At 60.1% G+C, this 19,183-nt stretch carries 15 protein-coding genes; 5 read left to right on the forward strand and 10 right to left on the reverse strand.

What is annotated here, in order from left to right; all coding sequences use genetic code 11:
* Positions 1-18 precede the first annotated feature (18 nt).
* Both QEO92_RS24275 and QEO92_RS24280 read right to left on the reverse strand, forming a co-directional pair.
* Complete coding sequence (locus QEO92_RS24275) at positions 19-1,239, reverse strand: glycosyltransferase family protein (RefSeq protein WP_227705254.1); 1,221 nt, start codon at positions 1,237-1,239, stop codon at positions 19-21.
* Positions 1,240-1,442: 203 nt separating this feature from the next.
* Complete coding sequence (locus QEO92_RS24280; RefSeq protein ID WP_227704711.1) at positions 1,443-1,616, reverse strand: hypothetical protein; 174 nt, start codon at positions 1,614-1,616, stop codon at positions 1,443-1,445.
* A 372-nt stretch (positions 1,617-1,988) separates the two neighbouring features.
* Between QEO92_RS24280 and QEO92_RS24285 the strand changes: the two genes are divergently transcribed.
* From QEO92_RS24285 to QEO92_RS24305, 5 genes are all read left to right on the forward strand, one after another.
* The gene (locus tag QEO92_RS24285) at positions 1,989-2,249 is read left to right on the forward strand and encodes a DUF4212 domain-containing protein (protein ID WP_037152093.1); all 261 of its coding nucleotides are present in this window, start codon (positions 1,989-1,991) and stop codon (positions 2,247-2,249) included.
* Positions 2,250-2,263: 14 nt separating this feature from the next.
* Positions 2,264-4,030 (forward strand): sodium:solute symporter family protein, encoded by a 1,767-nt coding sequence (locus tag QEO92_RS24290; protein ID WP_227704712.1) that lies wholly within the window; start codon positions 2,264-2,266, stop codon positions 4,028-4,030.
* 86 nt (positions 4,031-4,116) lie between these two features.
* On the forward strand, positions 4,117-5,943 hold the full coding sequence (locus tag QEO92_RS24295; protein WP_227704713.1) for a DUF294 nucleotidyltransferase-like domain-containing protein: 1,827 nt from the start codon (positions 4,117-4,119) through the stop codon (positions 5,941-5,943).
* A gap of 11 nt (positions 5,944-5,954) precedes the next feature.
* Positions 5,955-6,479: a hypothetical protein gene (locus QEO92_RS24300; protein WP_227704714.1), complete on the forward strand. Its 525-nt coding sequence runs from the start codon at positions 5,955-5,957 to the stop codon at positions 6,477-6,479.
* Positions 6,442-8,565 carry a 3'-5' exonuclease gene (locus QEO92_RS24305; protein WP_227704715.1) on the forward strand — a complete coding sequence of 708 codons (2,124 nt, stop codon included), beginning with the start codon at positions 6,442-6,444 and terminating at the stop codon, positions 8,563-8,565. Before QEO92_RS24300 ends, QEO92_RS24305 begins: the two co-directional genes overlap by 38 nt.
* A gap of 132 nt (positions 8,566-8,697) precedes the next feature.
* Here QEO92_RS24305 and QEO92_RS24310 read toward each other — a convergent pair whose 3' ends face one another.
* From QEO92_RS24310 to QEO92_RS24345, 8 genes are all read right to left on the reverse strand, one after another.
* On the reverse strand, positions 8,698-9,768 hold the full coding sequence (locus tag QEO92_RS24310; RefSeq protein WP_227704716.1) for an ABC transporter ATP-binding protein: 1,071 nt from the start codon (positions 9,766-9,768) through the stop codon (positions 8,698-8,700).
* Between the two features lies 1 nt (position 9,769).
* On the reverse strand, positions 9,770-11,491 hold the full coding sequence (locus QEO92_RS24315; protein WP_052182888.1) for an ABC transporter permease: 1,722 nt from the start codon (positions 11,489-11,491) through the stop codon (positions 9,770-9,772).
* Between the two features lie 134 nt (positions 11,492-11,625).
* Positions 11,626-12,675 (reverse strand): ABC transporter substrate-binding protein, encoded by a 1,050-nt coding sequence (locus QEO92_RS24320; RefSeq protein WP_052182889.1) that lies wholly within the window; start codon positions 12,673-12,675, stop codon positions 11,626-11,628.
* Between the two features lie 112 nt (positions 12,676-12,787).
* Positions 12,788-13,477: a GntR family transcriptional regulator gene (locus QEO92_RS24325; RefSeq protein ID WP_037152104.1), complete on the reverse strand. Its 690-nt coding sequence runs from the start codon at positions 13,475-13,477 to the stop codon at positions 12,788-12,790.
* A 7-nt stretch (positions 13,478-13,484) separates the two neighbouring features.
* Positions 13,485-14,447 carry an NAD(P)/FAD-dependent oxidoreductase gene (locus tag QEO92_RS24330; RefSeq protein WP_227704717.1) on the reverse strand — a complete coding sequence of 321 codons (963 nt, stop codon included), beginning with the start codon at positions 14,445-14,447 and terminating at the stop codon, positions 13,485-13,487.
* Positions 14,448-14,449: 2 nt separating this feature from the next.
* Positions 14,450-16,117 carry a UGSC family (seleno)protein gene (locus QEO92_RS24335; protein WP_227704719.1) on the reverse strand — a complete coding sequence of 556 codons (1,668 nt, stop codon included), beginning with the start codon at positions 16,115-16,117 and terminating at the stop codon, positions 14,450-14,452.
* Positions 16,118-16,204: 87 nt separating this feature from the next.
* Positions 16,205-17,734, reverse strand: coding sequence for a malonate--CoA ligase (locus tag QEO92_RS24340; protein WP_037152110.1), 1,530 nt, complete (start codon positions 17,732-17,734; stop codon positions 16,205-16,207).
* On the reverse strand, positions 17,734-19,107 hold the full coding sequence (locus QEO92_RS24345) for a malonyl-CoA decarboxylase (protein WP_227704721.1): 1,374 nt from the start codon (positions 19,105-19,107) through the stop codon (positions 17,734-17,736). The genes QEO92_RS24340 and QEO92_RS24345 overlap by 1 nt, the downstream gene beginning before the upstream one ends.
* Between the last annotated feature and the right edge of the window lie 76 nt (positions 19,108-19,183).

Genomic DNA, 19,183 nt, shown 5'->3' on the forward strand with positions numbered 1-19,183 from the left:
CCTGGTCGACCAGGCCGTTCAAGACGGCAATCCTCCTTGGACCACTGAAAGGTGGTCGGAACTATCGCGGCCGAGCCAAGTGTTGACCATTTGGCAGATATTGGACAACCCATCCAGCTGCATATGCGGTGCGGTGACAGACGGCGGTGGGCGCTTCAGGAGATCTTTGAGCGCCTGAGACAGACGGGGCCCGTCTACCGATTCGTCGGGATGGAGCATGTCCACCAAGCCGAGTTCATGGGCTCGGAGTGCACGTATCAACTGCTCCTCTCGAGGCTGGATACGTGGGATGATCAGTGCCGGCTTGTCGAAGGAGAGGATTTCGCAATAGGTGTTGTAGCCGCCCATGGCGACGACAGCTTTGGCGCCGGCGATCAGGTCTTCCATCCGGTTGTCGAATTCGATGATTTCGAGCGCCGGGTTTCGAGCACCGGCCTGGGTCAGCTGTTGGCGTTGCTCGGCGGGCATATAAGGCCCAAGCACCAGGAGAGCCCGCTGTGTCAGCGTGGGATCACTGTCATAGGCGTTGATCACATCGCGAATGAGGTCGCTGCCGTCGCCGCCGCCGCCGGTCGTCACAAGGATATAGTCGTCTCGCTCTCGCGTTCCGTTGCGCGGTTTGGAAGAAGCTTGACGCTGCAGAAAGCCGACGAAGTTCATCTTCGCTCGCAGCGACTGTGGCACCTCAAGGCCGAGGAGGGGATCGTAGAAATCAGGAGGCCCATAGACCCATATATCGTCATAGAGCTGATCGACCTTGCGGAGAACGTCGTTTCGTTCCCACTCGGACTTCAAAAGATGTGGCGCGTCCATGACTTCACGCAGGCCGAGCACCAAGGCCGTGCCCCTGGTTTTCAGATAGACCAGGGTCTCCTCCACCTCGCGACGCAAGCCCATTGGCTCCTTGTCGACAATGAAGATGTCCGGCTCAAATGTCTCCGCTGTATGACGGATGATCGACTGCCGCATCTTCAGTGTATCGTGAAGATCTATGTGACGGTTCATCGACGTGTATTCGCCATTGCGCAGCTTGATGACACTGGGAATTTTGACGAAGTCCACGCGGGCCCGATAGTCAAATGCGCCGGCAATGGTGGCTCCTGAAATGATGAGCACACGAAGCCCGCTGAAGGCATCGACGAGTGAATGCGCGATCGTCCTGCATCGCCGAAGATGGCCGAGGCCGAACGTGTCGTGGCTGTACATCAAAATTCGCGCGTTTTGGGGAAAAGGCGACATTGGTAGGTTCCGATCAGCAACTTCAGCGCAGTGGAGTGTTCCATTCTCCACGGATTCGAGCAGGTTCTTATCTTGAGATGAATGTCGTCATCACTTTCCACCATGACCTAATATCGGGAAGTCCGGCATTCCAAGGTGTTCCGGTTCGAGCTAAACGCCGGCGGCTCAACTCTCCCCGTAGAGGTTCTTAAAATGCATTGCAGTCAATCAAATCGATCACAGGTTCCGGGCACATAAGCTTTTCGTTGGCTTATGCTGGCCAGCACACCGCTCGTAACGGCTTTTTCAGCGGTCGACGATATGGTGTCAACCGGAATCGTTTCCGTCAACTCCCGCATCACGAAGCTGTTTTCGATCAGTGATGGCTGAGCCGCCATGAATACTACCGCCAGATTTTCGCCAAGGTCGGCCGGTTCGATTCAATTTCCATCGCGACGCTGGATCGGTCAAGTCTGATGCCTTTGCCTGGTAGAGGCCGACGGGGTAGAAAGGTTCCATGGTTTTGCTTTACTTGGCCGCAGCCTCTTTGCCTTCACGCCCACTCTGCGTTCGGCATGCTCCTGGTCCGGTAGCGACCCGCGAAACCAGTCGCCGCCGCCTGGGGATGTACGACTAACGGAGGATATACCAGCGGCAGAGGTTTGGTTACTTCTAAACACTGGTCTATTCCCCCGTAGGAGTTGAGTCGGAGAAATAGACTTGGAGGGTTAGGCGCCGACTGGCGCCTTTTGAAAAAGGGAGGAGCATTCATGGCGGACAAGTCTTCGTCCAATGCCTACTGGACCGCGAATGTGCGTGTCATCTGCATATGTCTGGCGATCTGGGCAGTCGTTTCCTACGGCTTCGGCATCCTGCTGCGTCCGGCGCTGTCCGGCATCAAGGTTGGCGGTACGGATATCGGTTTCTGGTTTGCGCAGCAGGGGTCGATCGTCATCTTCATCGCGTTGATCTTCTACTATGCAATATACATGAACAAGATCGATCGCGAATTCGGCGTCGACGAGCAGTAAGGCGGGCCCATATTATGGATCAATATACGCTTAATCTGCTGATCGTGGGGGCATCCTTCGCTATCTACATCGGCATAGCAATCTGGAGCCGGGCCGGCTCCACGGCTGAATTCTACGCCGCAAACCGCGGCGTTCACCCCGTCATGAACGGCATGGCGACTGCCGCAGACTGGATGTCGGCCGCTTCTTTCATCTCGATGGCTGGCCTCATCGCCGGCGTCGGCTACGCCAATTCCACCTATCTTATGGGCTGGACCGGCGGCTATGTACTGCTCGCGCTTCTGCTTGCGCCCTATCTGCGCAAGTTTGGCAAGTACACGGTGCCGCAGTTCATCGGTGACCGCTTCTACAGCCAGAGCGCACGTCTTGTGGCGGTCATCTGCCTCATTATCATCTCGGTAACCTATGTTATCGGTCAGATGACCGGTGCCGGTGTTGCCTTCTCGCGCTTCCTTGAAGTGGAATCCTCCACCGGCCTCTGGATCGCTGCCGCAGTTGTTTTCGTCTACGCGGTTCTAGGTGGCATGAAGGGCATTACCTATACCCAGGTTGCCCAGTATGTTGTCCTGATCATCGCCTACACGATTCCGGCGATCTTCATATCGATCCAGCTCACGGGCAATCCGGTTCCGCCGCTTGGCCTGTTCTCGACTCACATGGAATCGAGCCTGCCGCTGCTCCAGAAGCTCGACCAGGTCGTTACCGACCTCGGCTTCACGGCCTACACCGCGCAGGGGTCCATGCTGAACATGACCCTGTTCACCTTGTCGCTGATGATTGGCACCGCCGGTCTGCCGCATGTCATCATCCGCTTCTTCACCGTTCCGAAGGTGGCTGATGCGCGCTGGTCGGCAGGCTGGGCGCTGGTGTTTATCGCGCTTCTCTACCTGACTGCTCCGGCGGTCGGCGCTATGGCGCGCCTGAACATCATCAACACGATCTTCCCGAACGGTGCATCGCAACAAGCGGTTCTCTATGACGAGCGTCCCGACTGGATGCGTAACTGGGAAGTGACCGGGCTCCTGAAATTCCAGGACAAGAACGGCGACGGCCGCATGCAGTATTATAACGACAAGTCCGAGGGCTTCAAAGCTCAGGCAACAGAGCGCGGCTGGGCTGGCAATGAACTGGAAATCAACAATGATATTCTCGTTCTCGCCAATCCGGAAATTGCGCAGCTTCCGGGCTGGGTCATCGGCCTTATCGCGGCTGGCGGTCTTGCTGCAGCCTTGTCGACGGCCGCTGGTCTGCTGCTTGCCATCTCATCCGCGATCAGTCACGATCTGATCAAGGATTGGATGAAACCGGATATTTCCGAAAAGGGTGAGCTCATGGCTGCCCGCGTGGCCATGGGCGGTGCTATTGTGGTGGCGACTCTGCTGGGTCTCAACCCACCCGGATTTGCCGCTCAGACGGTGGCACTCGCCTTCGGTCTTGCCGCAGCAAGTATCTTCCCGGTTTTGATGATGGGCATTTTCTCGAAGCGCATCAACTCGGTCGGCGCGACGGTCGGCATGCTTGTCGGTCTTATCGTGACGTGCCTCTACCTGTTCACCTACCTCGGATGGTTCTTCATCAAGGGGACCAACATGCTGGCGGATGTTCCGGCCAACTACCTGTTCGGCATCCCGCCGACGGCGTTCGGCCCGATCGGCGCCCTGTTGAACTTCGCGACGGCCTACATCGTCTCGATGATGAGCCAGTCCCCGCCGCAGCATGTACAGGATCTCGTGGAATCCATACGTGTTCCGCGGGGTGCCGGGGCGGCTACAGGCCACTGATATCCATTTATGCGGCAGGAAGCGGGCGGTGATAGCCGCCCGCTTTCTTCTCTCAACCGGCCTCGCGCGCTTGCATGAGGGCTCTTATGGGATCCACCTCGCCTAATATCGCCAAGTTTCTCGAGACTGTTCATCCCTATGACAGCCTGCCAAGGCGTGAGTTTGATCATGTCGCGCAACGGTTTATCCGCCAAAGCCTGTCGGCTGGCAGCGAAATCTACGGCCGTGGCGATCCCCTGCCCGGCCTCTATCTCGTAATGGAAGGCAGCGTCGAGATCCGTGATTCTTCCGGCACTGTCATCTCCCAGCTTTCTCCGCGGAATTCTTTCGGCGAACGCGGCTTGATGGCCGATGGCCGAGCCGTCACCAATGCCCGGGCCTTGTCCGACGTCGTCCTGCTTGTCCTGCCGACGGCCGAGTTCAAGCGGCTTTTAGCTGAGCATCCGGTCTACACCCGCTTTTTCTCACGTGGTCGTGGCAACGATATCCGTCGCGCCGACATGACCTTGCTGAAGGTCGGGGACTTGATGTCGAAGCCGCCGCTGGTCTGTTCATCGAAGGACAGTGTCAAGCATGCTGCGGAACTCATGCGCGATCGCAAGGTGTCGAGTCTCGGCGTCGTGGACAACGGAATCTTCGTCGGCATCGTCACCACGCGTGATCTTGCTGCGAGGGTGCTGGCCGAGGGCCTCGACCCTGTCAACACGTCCGTATCAACGGTGATGACGCGGGACCCCATCGGGCTTACAGAGCAGGATTTGGGTTCCGACGTCCTCAATCTGATGCTGGAGCGCGGCGTCGGGCATCTGCCGGTCGTCGAAGGTGACCGGCTCGTGGGCATGATTACACAGACGGATCTGACACGATTTCAGGCCGTCTCCTCGGCGTTGCTGATCCACGAAGCTTCAACCGCCGAAAAGGTGGAGGATCTACGAAACATCACGGCGCGCATTCCGCAACTTCTCGCGCAACTGGTCGGCGGCAACAATCCTCACGAGGTCGCAACCAGGCTGATTACCGATATTGCCGATGCGGTAACACGGCGGCTCATCGTCCTTGCCGAGCGGGATCTGGGCCCTCCGCCCGTTCCCTATCTCTGGCTCGCATGCGGCAGCCAAGGCAGGCAGGAACAGGCCGGGGTGAGCGACCAGGATAACTGTATCTTCATCGATGACAGTTTCGTCGAAAGCCAACGTCCATGGTTCGAGAAACTCGCCCGTTTCGTCAGCCACAACCTCGATGCCTGCGGATATGTCTTCTGCCCAGGAGACATGATGGCGACCAATCCCCGTTGGTGTCAGCCGGTAAGTGTCTGGCGAGGATACTTCCACGGATGGATAACTGCGCCGGAACCGATGGCGCAGATGCTTGCAAGCGTCATGTTCGATCTGCGCCCCATAGCCGGCACGGTATCGCTTTTCGGAAGTTTGCAGGCTCAGACCTTGGAGCAGGCGAGCAGGAATTCGATCTTCGTGGCCCATATGATCAGCAATTCGTTGAAACATGCACCGCCGCTCGGTCTCTTGCGAGGCTTTGTCACCGTTCGCAATGGGGAACACCGCAACCAGATCGACATGAAGCACAATGGTGTCGTGCCTGTCGTCGATCTCGGGCGGGTCTACGCCTTGATGGCACGGCTGACACCGGTGAACACCCGGGCGCGGTTGCTCGCGGCGGAGGACGCGGGTGTCATTTCAGGGGCCGGCGCGCGCGATCTCATCGCAGCCTATGACCTTATCGCCGAGTTCAGACTGCGCAATCAGGCGACCCAGGTGAGGGCGGGATTGCGGCCGGACAATTATCTCGGCCCCTATGAATTCGGTGACTTCGAACGCTCCCATCTGCGTGACGCGTTCGTAGTCGTGCGTACGATGCAATCGGCGCTGGCCAATAGCGGCAGGGCGCCCATATAGAGGAATATTGAATGCTATTCGAGTTGATCGCAGCCGTTGTGGCAGGCGTGGCGCTGGCAGGCATCGCCATGGGCCTCCGGTGGGTAAGCCGTGGTCACTTGCCGAAGTGGATTGTGCCGGCCGCGGCGGGGCTGGGCATGCTGTCTTATGCCGTGTGGAGCGAGTACACTTGGTTCTCGCGGGTTACCAACGCTATGCCGCCCACGATCGCGGTGACATGGCAGCATGAGGATCGCTCTTTCTGGCGGCCCTGGTCCTATTATCGGCCGGTGATTGACCGGTTCAGCGCAGTGGACACCGGCAGTGCCAAGCGTCATCCGGAACAGCCGGGCCAGGTCATGGTGGATTTGGTTCTGGCTGCACGCTGGCAACAGCCGGCGCGTGTGACAGTGGTATTCGACTGCAATGGCAAGCGACAGGCGAACCTTGTCGATCAGGATGTCACCGTTGCCCAGGACGGCGCCATCATCGGGGCGAAATGGTCGGATATTCCCGCGGATGATCCGACGCTCGCCGCCGCATGCAAGCAAGATTGAGGACGTCGTTAACGTGCGAATAGGATTGCGCGGCCGAATTCTTCTTTTCTTCATAGCCATCGCTGTCGGCTCGATGGTTGCGCTGGCACTCGGCCTCTGGTTCGGTTACCACCGCCAGGGAAATCCGGAGATGTTCAACGCCTTCATGCATGGCGCAGTTGCCGCCGGTTTCGGGATATTGGCGATCGTCACCTGGATCTGGTTTCTATTCGATACCTATGTGGCGCGCCCGATCGGGAATGTTGCTTCGGCGATGCGTGCGCATGCCCATGCCCATATCGACGAGGAAATGGAGACTGCCGATGCGCGCTACCTTGGCGACCTCGCCGCAGCGGCATCGGCCGCAGCAGCGACGCTTGCGCATACCCGCAATTCGCTGGCGCAGTCGGTGGCTCGGGAAACGGCTCGGCTGTCGTCGGACAAGAGCAAGCTTGAGCAATTGCTCGCTGATGTGCCGCCGGCGGTCTTGCTCTGCACCGGGCGCCATCATCTCGTCTTCTATAACGGCGTGGCGCAGCGATTTCTCGCGGGCGCACAGCGACCGGTCTGCCTCGACCGGAACCTTTTCGATTATCTAAGCGACGGTGCCATCCGGGATGCACATCACCGGCTGATGGAGGCGGATGCTCCGGATGCAGTGGTGGAATTCATTTGCATGAGCCCGTGTGGATCGCGCCGCTTGGCAGGCCGCATGCGCCTCATCGGCGATAATGGCGGCGACAGCGGCGCCTATGTCATGACGCTGCGCGATGTGACAAGCGAGGTGGCGGCCTATGCGCGTCGCGATGTGTTGTTGAGCGATGTCTTCGAGAGATTTCGCCCGGTCGTGGCGACGCTCAGACAGTTTCTCGGTGAGCCCGATAAATCGAAAGCACGCGACACGTTGTTTGCGGTAGAGCGTGAGGTTGCGGCTCTGGACGCGTCCTTGGGTGATATCGAGCAGCGCTTCGAAGCTTGCCGCTCCGATGGCTGGCCCATGGCCCCGGCCGACGCCCGCGAACTGGCGCACCAGCTGCAGAGGGAACTTGCGGATGAGGGGATCAACCTTGCCGTCAACGTCGATCCGGTGGCAGCGCGATGCAACGCTTTCGATATCGTCTCGTTGTTCGCGTATCTGGCGCGGCTTGTGGCGGATCGCAACGGCGTCAAGGCTTTCCGGCTGGCGATCCGGGAAGAGAGGGATGCCGCCACGCTCGCACTCAGCTGGACGGGCTCCTCTGTCTCGGGCGGTGAACTCAAGGAATGGCTGGCCATGCCCGTGCTGGAGGGCGGGCCGGCGGCGGACGCTATCCTAGCGGCACATGCTACACAGATCACGCAATTGCGCACGGAAACCGAAAGTGGTTTCGGCGCAACATTGAAGCCGATCGAGCGTCTGCAACCGATCTCGACCGATCTTTCGCGGACGGTCGTCTACGATTTCGACCTGCTTTCGCGTGTTCAGTACGAAAAGATTGCCGAAGCGCAGCTGGATGATCTTACCTATGTCGTTTTTGATACGGAGACGACGGGACTTCTGCCCGAGCAGGGCGACGAAATCGTGCAGATCGCGGCCGTACGCATCGTGAATGGCAAGCGCGTTAAAGGAGAGATGTTCGAGGCGCTGGTCAATCCCGGTCGAGCGATCCCCGCCAGCGCTTCGGCCGTCCACGGCGTCACGGATTCCATGGTGGCCAATGCGCCAGATGTGCGTGAAGTGGTCGAGCGATTCCATAAATTTGCGGAGGGGGCGGTGCTTGTGGCGCACAATGCGCCTTTCGATATGGAATTCCTCTATCGCAGGGAGAGGGAGCTAGGAATTCGTTTCGTCAATCCTGTCCTCGATACGGTTCTCCTATCCACCGTCGTCTTCGGACAGAGCGAGACGCATACACTCGATGCGCTGGCCCGCAGGCTCGCCATTCCCCTGACCGAAGCAGAGCGGCATACGGCGATGGGAGATGCCGTCGCGACGGCGGAAGCATTCATCAAACTGAAGGCGATGCTGATGGGGCGCGGGCTGCAGCGTTTTGGAGAAGTTCTTACGGAAATCCGGCGACGTCGGAGACTTGTGGCGGACCTCAATGAAAAGGTCGGCGGCATCTGAGGGAAGAGCTATGGAGGCGAATTTTCATATCCTCTCATCGCCGCCGAGTGTCACTTCGCGCAAAATAAGAGTGCAGCCGCCGGAGCAGCATCTCCCCAAACCTGAGAACTCGCCGGACAGTTGCGGTGAACTTCAGTCCGTGATCGGCACGATCTGCGTCGGATCGATTTGCAGCCACGCGGGCGTGCCGACCGGGAAGACGTCCGCCGGCGCCGCCGCGACGCGAAACTGCAAGCCTCCCTCGCGCGACTGGAAGACGTAGTCCCAGGTTTCGCCCAGGAACGAAGACTGCTTCACCGAGCCTGGCAGGTTGATCGTCTTGTCCTTCGCCATTTCGGTCGCGGACAACTTCATCGCTTGCGGCCGGATCGATACGGTGATCGGCCCGCCGCCCGTCATCTCCTCACCGATCGCCGCAAACGGCACGCTGAAGCCGGCAAAATCGATCATGCTATTGCCACGGATGCCGGAGAGAAAATTGGTGCGCCCAATGAAGCTTGCAACGAAGCGTGTCTTGGGACGGCTATAGAGTGCGTAGGGTGTGTCGATCTGTTCGAGTCGGCCGTTGTTCATCACTGCGATACGATCGGAGGTCACCATTGCTTCGCCCTGGTCATGCGTGACATAGACCGAAGTGATGCGGAATTCGTCGTGCATGCGCTTGATCTCGAAACGCATCTCTTCGCGTAAGTTGGCGTCGAGATTGGAGAGCGGTTCATCGAGCAGAAGCACGGCAGGGCGAATGACGACAGCGCGAGCGAGTGCGACGCGCTGCTGCTGCCCACCGGAGAGCTCCGCAGGATAACGGTCGGCGAGATGGCTCATCCTAACCGTTTCCAGCACGGCACCCACGCGTGCCTTGACCTCCTCGGCCGGCAGCTTGCGCAGATTGAGGCCGAAGGCGACGTTTTCCGAAACCGTCATGTTCGGCCAGATCGCATAGGACTGGAAGATCATCGACATGCCGCGCTTTTCCGGTGGCACCGAGCCGGACGGTGCCGAAAGCACCTTGCCGTCCAGCTCGATCGAGCCGGAGGTCGGATCGATGAAGCCAGCGATCATCCGGAGCGTCGTCGTCTTGCCGCAGCCGGACGGCCCCAGCAGTGAGACGAATTCACCCGGCTTTATATGCAGGTCGAAATCCAGAACGGCATCTACCGCACCGAAACGGCGGCCCAGTTTCCTGAGGACAAGTCCGTCCATATCAGCTCCTCCTCAACATGAAGTCGCGGCCGAGATATTTCATCCCGACGGCAACGACCGCTACGATGATGATCAACAGAAGTGAGCCCAGCGCCGCGAGTTTTTCGAGCTCGCCTTCCTCGCTGAGATCGAGCAGCACGACGGAAACGACGCGCGTGGTGGGACCGACCAGGAAGATGGCGGTCGAAAGTTCCTGTGCGGCAGGCACGAAGATCAGGAGCCAGCCGCCGGCAAGAGTGCGCTTGAGCAGCGGCCCGACCACATGACGAAGCGCCGTCGTCCGCCCGCCGCCGAGGATGCGCACCGCCTCCTCCATTTCCGGATGGATGCTGCGCACGCCGGCCGAACTGGTGGTAAAGGCGATCGGCAGGAAGCGGGTGATGAAGGCGAGCGCCATGATCATGTAGGTGCCGTAAAGCGCTACAGGCGGCAGGGCATAGGCTGCATAAAAGCCGATCGCCAGCACGATGCCCGGCACGACATAGGGCGAGACTGCGAGGAAGGCGAGCACGCCGGAAAATGGTAACAGCCGGCGCTGGACGATGTAAGCGATGAAGAGCGCCAGGATGATTGCGACCGTGGCGGCGGCGATGCCGAGACCGATGCTGCCTAGCAACGCCCGTTGCGAGCTTGAATGCTCGAAGAGCACGTAGTGGAAATTGCCGAGTGTGAAGTTGTCGAATGAGAAACCGGTCGTCCAGGATTGCGAGAAGGCTGCGAGCAGAAGCACGAAGAGCGGCATCACGACGGCGAGCGATACGACCATGAGGCAATAGGTGAACAGCACCCAACGCCATTTACCGAGCTTGACGATGCGTCGTTCGCCGCCCTTGCCGTTGACCGACACATAGCCTTTGCGCCGTAGGATCAGCTTCTGCAAGCCGAGCAAGGCGGCCGTGATCAGCAAGAGCGGCATTGAATAGGCGGCCGCCACTTCCAGCCTGAGCGGAAAGGAGAAGAACTCGGTGAGCTGGATGACCACGACCGGGTAACGCGCGGGAATCGAGATCAGCGCCGGTACGCCGTAAAGTGCGATCGCCCCGAGGAAGGAAAGAAGTGCCGACCCGATGATTGCCGGCATGACAAGCGGGAAGGTCACCTTCATTGCCGTCTTGAATGGCCCTGCGCCAAGTATATTGGCGGCGTCCTCCATTTCCGACGAGATCATCTCGAAGGCACTGCTGACCAGCACGAAGACGAGGAAGAAGCCGCCGATCGCCGTGACCAGAACGAGCCCGCTGAAGGAGAAGATGTTCACCAGTGGTTCTGCCGACCCCGTCAGAGCATGCCAGATCTTGTTGATCCAGCCGGTATTCGGACCGGCGAGCAGGATCCAGCCGACACCGGCAAGATAGGGTGGCATGATGAAGGCACCGAATACGGAGTAACGTACGAAATTGCGGCCCGGCATGTCGGTGCGGGTGCAGGCCCAGGCGAGCGGCACTCCAAACAGCAGCTTCAGCACGACGACAGCGGCGCCCATCTTCAGCGTGTTGGTAAGCGCCGTGATATGCCGTTCCTTGCCGTAGGCTTCCGCATAGTTATGAAGCGTCCAGCCGCCGGTTTTGGCGTCGGTGAAGCTGGAGATCACGAGTGTCCACATGGGTGCGATAATCAACACCACCAGAATACCGGCGAGAAAAAGCCAGAGCAGGTTGGCCGGCTGCAGCCGCTGATGCCAGGGCACGTGGACTTTTGCCGGCTCGTCCTTTGTCCAGCTCATAGCATCAGTATCGGAAACACTCGTCATGATCGGCGCTCACTTCATCGTTGGAGGCGTCGGATTTTTCCGCTTCATCCGCGCCTGCGCGCGAGAACATGGCGAAGGCCGGATGGGACCGGCCTTCGGGGAAAGGCTCAGATACCGAACGTATCGCGGAACTTTTCCTGAATGTCCGGCAGCTTGCTTATGCCTTCGGTCGTCTCGATCGACCTTGTCTTGTAGCTGTCCAAGGGACGCATGCCTTCGGCCAATGGCACGCCGGCGCGCAGCGGATAACGATAATCCTTGGAGAAATACTCTGCGATCTCCGGACCGAGCAGGAAGTTCTCGAAGAGCCGCGCGGCATTCGGATGCGGCGCGTCCTTCAGGATACCGGTTGCGGACGGCGGAAGCAGCGCACCGTCAGTTGGATAGACAACGGCGATGGGCGCTTTCTTGGCAGCCGCATCCGAGAGGATCAGCGGCAGGGGTGCAAGCGCCACTTTTCGTTCGCCGGAGACGACGAGGTTATGTCCATCCGCAACGGAACGGCCGATCTGCGGTGCATTCTTCTCGAGCTTCTCGAAAAAGTCCCAGCCATAAAGATCGTTCATCATGATGGTCCAGAGACCCACGCTACCGGAAAAACTCGGATGGCCGACTGCAACCTGGCCCTTCCATTTGGGATCGGTGAGGTCGGTCCAGTTCTTCGGCGCTTCCGCCTCGGTAACCAGCTTGGTGTTATAGGCTATCACCAATGGCGAGACGCCGGACGTGATCCAGTAATTTTCCTTGTCGGCCATGTCGCGCAGTACCGGCACCATGTCCTTGAGGTTTTCCGGCGCGAACTGGGCGAGCGCGCCCTGTTCCTTGAGCTGCAGCATCTGGCCGTCGTCGTTGGTCGACATCAGGTCGCCCTGCACGGCCTTGGCCTGGAGCTCCTGCACAAGGCGCTGGAAAATCACCTGGCCGGAAGCCCGTACGACATTGCATTCGACGCCGGCATATTTCTTCTCGAACAGATTGCACATGCCATCGGCAAATTCAGTCGTCGTCTGCGAGACATACCAGGTGACCGAGCCTTCCTTTTTTGCAGCCTCATAGAGCTGCTTTTCTCCGTCGGTCATTTCGGCCGCACCGGCAATGCCGGCCGCCAGCACAAGTGCCGGAACAAAGCCGGCTACATAACTGAAGACATGCTTCATGATCTCTCCTCCCGTTTGAACCGGCGGCTGCCGGCAAAAGGCTCAACCCTCCCGAGCCTAAAGGTTCATGCGTTCCTTCCTTGCCATCCCCGACCCGGAGATTTCGCTCCCGTCATTCTCCAGGTATGAGCTGGCGTTCCACCGGGCGCATGAGCGCCAGGAAATCGCTGAAATATTCGCCTTGGATGACCACATGAGCACGCATCGCATCACGGGCACGGGCGTCATCGCGGGCACAGATCGCCGCAAGCACCTCCTCGTGCTCGGCAAGCGAACTGTTGACGCGTCCTGGCACCCGCAATTGCAGGCGCCGGTAAGGTTTCAGCCGCCGCTGCAGTGCATGGGCGCTTTCCGCGAGGAACCCGTTGCCGCTTGCTTCGTAGATCAGCCGGTGGAATTCCGCATTGGCGTAATAATAGTCGTCCGAATTGCCCGCCTGCTGGGCACTGGCGCAGGCCTGTTGCGCCTCTTCCAGCAGCTTCAGTTGCTCCGGCCGGATGCGCCGCGCCGCAAGCCGCGCGCACATGGCTTCAAGCTCGCCCATCACCTCGAACATTTCGACCAGTTCGGTGACGGTAAGTTGGGTAACGAAAGCCCCGCGATTGGGCACCATCTTCACGAGTCCCATGGTGCTGAGCTGGATCAGCGCCTCGCGAACGGGTGTGCGGGAGACCTGATGACGGGCCGCAAGGCCCGCTTCATCGAGCCTGTCGCCGGGCGAATAGAAGCCGGTGACGATATCCTGTTCGATCGCATCGCGAACGCTCGGTTTGCCCTGTTTGCCTTTGAGCTGCACGTTCATGGATATCCTATCCCGCCGACGCGTAATGTTTCGCCGGTTGCTCGATGCCGTCCGCTGCAAGGTGGCGCACTGCGGAAATTGCCGCCGTTACCCCGTCGCCCGCTGAAGCCGCCAGATGTGCGACCGAGCGGGCGCGGATGTCACCCGCCGCGAAGATGCCTGGTACCGATGTCTGCATATCGAGATCGACGACGATCCGGCCATCCGCCGCAAGCGTGACGATATCGCCGAGGAAGGCCGTATGGGGTTCCAGCCCGACATAGATGAAGACGCCGTGGCATGGGATTTCACTTTCCGCTCCCGTTGAAAAATCGCGGGCGGAAAGCGCGGTGACGCCACCCTCGCCACGGATCGCCTGTACGACCGTATTGAGCCTGATATCGATATTCGCCGCCTCATGGACTTTCGTCTGCAACGCGGCAATGGCCTTCAGCCGTGGGCCGCGATGGATGACGGTTACACGCGAGGCATGAGCCGAAAGCGCCAGGGCCTCATCGAGCGCCGAATCCCCGCCGCCGACGATGCAGACCTCCTTGCCACGCATCAGGGGGCCATCGCAGGAGGCGCAATGGGAAACGCCGCGCCCTTCGAATTCCGCTTCACCCGGAATGCCAAGCGTGCGTTTGGCGGAACCCGCGGCGACGATTACCGCGCTCGCGGTGAGATTCAGGTCAGCACCAGCGACGCGAAAACCGCTGTCTGTCTTCGAGACGCTTCTGATCGTGTCGAGTGCGAATTCGACGCCGGCTTCGTCGGCCTGCATCTGCAGCATCGGGCCGAGCTCGAAACCGGACATGCCTTCCGACGGACCCGGAAAATTGTCGATGCGATCGACATTGATTACCTGGCCACCGGCGCCGAGCCTGTCGATGACGATCGCGCGCGCGCCGTGCCGTGCAGCCGTGATTGCCGCATTGAGCCCCGCCACGCCGGCGCCGATGATCGCAATGTCGTAATCGTTCGCATCCATGGTCATCGCCAGTCGTCCACGGAAACGGTGGTGCGGTAATGCGCGCCGTAAATCTGCCAGTAGCCGTTGGACTCGCCGCCCACGACCACGACGTTGATATCCTGCTCGCGGAAGATATGGATGAGTTCATCCCTGTCCGCCTTCAGCTTGCCTGCCATTGGCTCTTCGCCGAAAGTGGCGCGCGGATAGATGTAGTTCTGTACCAGTTGCAGGTCCCAGTATCGGCCGGCAGGCATCTGCGCCGTTTCCCAGATGAAGTTCAGCAGATCTTGCTTCTTCACGAACCCGCCGCGATCGATGAACTGCCGGGCGCAGATCGGATCGAGCACGAGGGTCGGCGCGGTGATCGCGTCCGTGCCAAGCAGCATGTCTCGTACATGTTCGCGCCAGTATTCCTTGCGCAGTCCCAGGCTGAAGGTCGTCGAGCGGCAACCGTGGAAGAGGCTGACCGTGCTCGTCTTCGCATCGAAACCCTTCTGGACATGGAGCGGCTCCCAGGGGCTTCGCTCCTCGTTCTCTGCGAATGTCAGGTTGTTGTAGGTATAGTTGTTGCCGAGCGATCCCATGAAGGTCTCGCCCGGAACCGAGCCGCCCTGAAGGTTCTGCGACAGGAGCCCAAAGGCGCGGCCGATCGTGGCGTTCGCATGATTATAGGGACCGAGCGCACCGACGCCGCAGTTCATGCCGATTTCACCGCGGATCGGCCCGTTGACGACCGCCATCGCGGCTGCCGAGCTGGAGGTCGATCCACGGGCAGTGACCTGCGCTGCCGCCAGTGCCAGGATGACCGGGAAATATTCCGGCGACGCGCCGGCCATGACGGCGTTCACCGCCACTTTCTCGACCGTGTATTCCCACAGGCCGCGATTGGTCGTCGGCTGCATGTGCCCGACCACCTCATCGGGCTTGCGGAAGGTGCCGGCGAGCATATCTGCGACGCGGGCATCCGTCGGCAGTATGATCGGCAGCTTGTCCGTCCAGTTGTTGCGCAGGAAGGAGGCGTGGAGATTGTCCTCGGTGTCGGACTCCACATATCGCGGCGTGCTGCGCTCGAAATGCCCGTCCTCTGCGCCGGCGGCGAGGCCAATCGTCAGCGCCTCGATGATTTCCTGCATGACCGGCTTGCCGTTGACCGGGTCAATGCCTTCCACATAGGCGCACAGCTCTTCCGGCGTCTTGCCCATGACCGGCTGCGGCACGAAAACCAGCGGCTGTTGCGACAGCCCGCCCATCTTGGCGACCGAGCGCACGACCTTGTCGAACTTGTCCGTATGGATTGCCGCGGTCGGAACCCCGTATTTGGTTTCCAGTGTTATCGCATGGGTGGTGACGGCGGGCGCGCAGGTGCTGCAATGGCCGACGCCGATGATCGCTGCATGGCCGTTCGCCTTTATCTCTTCCCAGAGGGCCGGATCATCTTTGGCGTAGGTGCTGGCGAGCTGTCGGATGCGCAATTCCACGGAGGGCATGTTCCGGGCAAACCAGGCCTTGACCTGTTTCAATAGCTCGACGGAATCGTCGAAACGGCTGTCGATGAGATAGACGACTTTCCCGTCGAGACTGGCGGGCCGGGCGGCCGGCTGCTTGCGGCTCACCTTCGGCGGATAACCCATCGGATTGTGGACGGTGATAAGCGGTTGGCCGCTCTCCGGCTTGCCCTGCTGCAGCATTCCACTTCCTCCCCGAAATGACCTGCTCGTATGCAATCTATAGTCTACGCGTATACATTATCCGTCAAGCCCTAAAATCAGGCAGGCTTATTTTGCGGCTGTCGCGGGCTCGAAAGTACCGGCGAACTGGTCGCGAAGTATATTCTTCTGGACCTTGCCCATGGTGTTGCGCGGTAGCTCGGGCACGAAAGCTACTTTTTTCGGGCGTTTGTAGGCTGCCAGCCGGCTGTTGAGCGCTTTGATGACTTGCTGCTCCGTGAGTTCGGTGCCCGGTTTCAGCACCACAGCGGCGATGATTCCTTCGCCGAAATCGGGATGTCTGACGCCGAAAACAGCGCTTTCGTTGACACCCGGCATGGCGTCGATCTCCATTTCGACCTCTTTCGGGTATACATTGTAGCCGCCAGTGATGATGAGGTCCTTGCCGCGGCCGACGATGTGCACGTAGCCGTCCTCATCCATCTTGCCGAGGTCGCCAGTGATGAAGAACCCGTCCTCGCGGAATTCGGCAGCCGTCTTTTCCGGCATGCGCCAATAGCCCTGGAACACGTTCGGGCCGCGCACCTCGATCATGCCAATTTCCTCGGTGCGCAGCAGTGCGCCGGTCTCCGGATCAGTGACGCGGACTTCGACCCCTGGCAGCGGAAGGCCCACAGTGCCGGCAATGCGTCGGCCGTCATAGGGGTTCGACGTATTCATGTTGGTCTCGGTCATGCCATAGCGTTCCAGGATCGCGTGGCCGGTGCGTTCCTGCCATTCCCTGTGGGTCTCGGCCAGCAGCGGCGCAGAACCGGAAACGAAAAGGCGCATATGCGCGGTGTTTTGCCGGTCAAGGCCGGGATGCTGCAGGAGACGGGTGTAGAATGTCGGCACGCCCATCAGGCAAGTCGCCTGCGGCATTGCTTCCATGATCTTGTTCGGATCGAATTTCGCCTGGAAGATCATCGAAGCCCGCGAAGCGAGCACCACGTTGGTCGCAACGAAAAGCCCGTGGGTGTGGAAGATCGGCAGCGCGTGGATCAGCACGTCCTTGTCTGTAAAACGCCAGCTTTCCACCAGCGAGTGCGCGTTCGAAAGCAGGTTGTCGTGCGAAAGCATTGCCCCTTTGGAGCGTCCCGTCGTGCCCGAAGTGTAAAGGATCGCGGCGATGTCGCTGCCGCCGCGCGATGAGGTTTCGGTTATCGGTCTGGCAACGGCTGCCGCATCGGCAAGCGTTCCCTTGCCCGCGGCGTCAAGCGTCAGCACCTTGGCGCCGGCAGCGCTAGCGATTGGCGCCAGCGCCGGAAGTTTCGCCGGATCGCAGACGAAGATCGCCGGTTCGGCATCGTTCAGGAAATATTCGATTTCCGCCGGGGTATAGGCGATGTTGAGCGGCAGATAGATGCCGCCGGCCCTGACAGTCGCGAGATAAAGCGCGAGCGCCGCGACGGATTTTTCGGCCTGTACGGCAACGCGGTCGCCCGGCTGGAGACCGGCTTCCAGCAGCGCGCCAGCCATTCGGGCGCATTCCTCGGTGAAGGCACCATAGCTCATGGTGCCGACTGTCTCGTCCCTGAGAAGCAGCCGATCCTCCCCCTCGGTCCCACCAAGCAGCGCGTCGTAGAGATTGCCAGCCATCAATATACCTCCTGCGATACCGGTTGGGCCAGTTTCCGCAGCGCCGGCATCGCCGCGATATGGCCGTTCTCGGCATAAGCTTCATGATTCTTCTCGATTTCGCCGAGCCGGTAGCGGTAGTTGACCATCAGGCCATAGGACTGGCGCATGCCTTTGGGTGAACGGTCGCCGAGGAAATTGAGCCTGTCGACCTGCGCACCGTTGCCGAGATGAAAGCGTGCCACCGGGTCCACCGGCCGCCCGTTCTTCCGCCGGACGTTCAGCAGATAATGCGCTCCGAGTGGCAGCATGCCTCGGCGAATAGCGTCGAGCTCACGCTCGTCGAGCAAAGGCCAATCGCCTTCCAATCGGGCGACGAGTAGCTTTTTCTCTGCGGCGACCTCCTCGCTGTCCTCGGCACGAGTTTCGTCGCGCAGCCATGCACCAAAGCCCGGAATGGGCGAAAGCGTTACGAAATTCTCGAGCTTCGGCAGGTCGCGCTTCAGGTCGTTCACCACCTGTTTGATGAGGAAGTTGCCGAGCGAAATGCCGGTCAGGCCGCGTTGGCAGTTGGAGATCGAATAGAAGACCGCCGTCGTCGCATCCTTCGGGTCCATCGGCTCGCGATCCCGCGCCAGCAGCGCGTCGACGGACGATGCGAGGTGGTCGGTCAGCGCCACTTCCACGAAGATCAGCGGCTCGTCCTCCAATTGCGGGTGGAAGAAGCCGAAGCAGCGGCGATCGGGCGGTGCCAGCCGCCGCCGCAGGTCGTCCCAGCCGTCGATATCGTGCACGGCCTCGTAACGGATCAGCGCCTCCAGGATATTGGCGGGCGTGCTCCAGTCGATCGATCGCAGCATCAGGAAACCCCGATTGAACCATGAGGAGAAAAGGTGGCAAAAGTCGACGTCGACCGGCTGCAGCGCTGGCTCCTTGCCGAGCATGTCCATCAGGTGTTCGCGCATCTCGACGAGCGTCGTCGTGCCGCGCCTGGCGAAATTGATGCGACGAAAGAGCTCCTGCCGGCGCGGTTCGGCAGCCTCATGCAGCCGAGCGATTGTCTTTGCGCTCGGCTCGGCCTGGTAGGCGGCGACCGCCGCGTCCAGAATACCTTGGTCGGGGCCGAACCGCTCCAGCAAGGTGCGCATGAAAGTCTCCCGCTCCACGACGCTCGCCTGCCGATAGGCTTCAAGAAAGGCTTCCGCCAGTATCGCGCCGGATACCTCGCCGCGCCGCGACAGGATCATCTCGGCAAGGCCCGTCAGGTCGCGGCTCTGCACCGGCTGCGAGGAAAACCCGAATAGGGCCTTGCCGCGGCCGGACAATGACTGGATCAGCTCGCCGATGAACGGAGGAGCGTCCCACCACCCAAAAACTGGTTCTCTGCGGCTCATCTCTTATCTCCTGCCCGCTTATTGCATACAGCAGAAGAGCGATCGTATGCAAGCAGTCCAAGCGTTCTTGGGACGC

The sequence above is a fragment of the Neorhizobium petrolearium genome (assembly GCF_029854435.1).
Classification (GTDB): Bacteria; Pseudomonadota; Alphaproteobacteria; order Rhizobiales; family Rhizobiaceae; genus Neorhizobium; species Neorhizobium petrolearium.

Bases quoted from the DNA above. Each gene is read 5' to 3' on its own strand.
- QEO92_RS24300 (WP_227704714.1), top strand. From the start codon at position 5,955: ATGCTATTCGAGTTGATCGCAGCCGTTGTGGCAGGCGTGGCGCTGGCA.
- QEO92_RS24280 (WP_227704711.1), bottom strand. From the start codon at position 1,616: ATGGCGGCTCAGCCATCACTGATCGAAAACAGCTTCGTGATGCGGGAG.
- QEO92_RS24325 (WP_037152104.1), bottom strand. From the start codon at position 13,477: ATGAACGTGCAGCTCAAAGGCAAACAGGGCAAACCGAGCGTTCGCGAT.
- QEO92_RS24295 (WP_227704713.1), top strand. From the start codon at position 4,117: ATGGGATCCACCTCGCCTAATATCGCCAAGTTTCTCGAGACTGTTCAT.
- QEO92_RS24310 (WP_227704716.1), bottom strand. From the start codon at position 9,768: ATGGACGGACTTGTCCTCAGGAAACTGGGCCGCCGTTTCGGTGCGGTA.
- QEO92_RS24305 (WP_227704715.1), top strand. From the start codon at position 6,442: ATGATCCGACGCTCGCCGCCGCATGCAAGCAAGATTGAGGACGTCGTT.
- QEO92_RS24275 (WP_227705254.1), bottom strand. From the start codon at position 1,239: ATGTCGCCTTTTCCCCAAAACGCGCGAATTTTGATGTACAGCCACGAC.
- QEO92_RS24340 (WP_037152110.1), bottom strand. From the start codon at position 17,734: ATGGCTGGCAATCTCTACGACGCGCTGCTTGGTGGGACCGAGGGGGAG.
- QEO92_RS24345 (WP_227704721.1), bottom strand. From the start codon at position 19,107: ATGAGCCGCAGAGAACCAGTTTTTGGGTGGTGGGACGCTCCTCCGTTC.
- QEO92_RS24320 (WP_052182889.1), bottom strand. From the start codon at position 12,675: ATGAAGCATGTCTTCAGTTATGTAGCCGGCTTTGTTCCGGCACTTGTG.
- QEO92_RS24335 (WP_227704719.1), bottom strand. From the start codon at position 16,117: ATGCTGCAGCAGGGCAAGCCGGAGAGCGGCCAACCGCTTATCACCGTC.
- QEO92_RS24290 (WP_227704712.1), top strand. From the start codon at position 2,264: ATGGATCAATATACGCTTAATCTGCTGATCGTGGGGGCATCCTTCGCT.
- QEO92_RS24330 (WP_227704717.1), bottom strand. From the start codon at position 14,447: ATGGATGCGAACGATTACGACATTGCGATCATCGGCGCCGGCGTGGCG.
- QEO92_RS24315 (WP_052182888.1), bottom strand. From the start codon at position 11,491: ATGAGCTGGACAAAGGACGAGCCGGCAAAAGTCCACGTGCCCTGGCAT.
- QEO92_RS24285 (WP_037152093.1), top strand. From the start codon at position 1,989: ATGGCGGACAAGTCTTCGTCCAATGCCTACTGGACCGCGAATGTGCGT.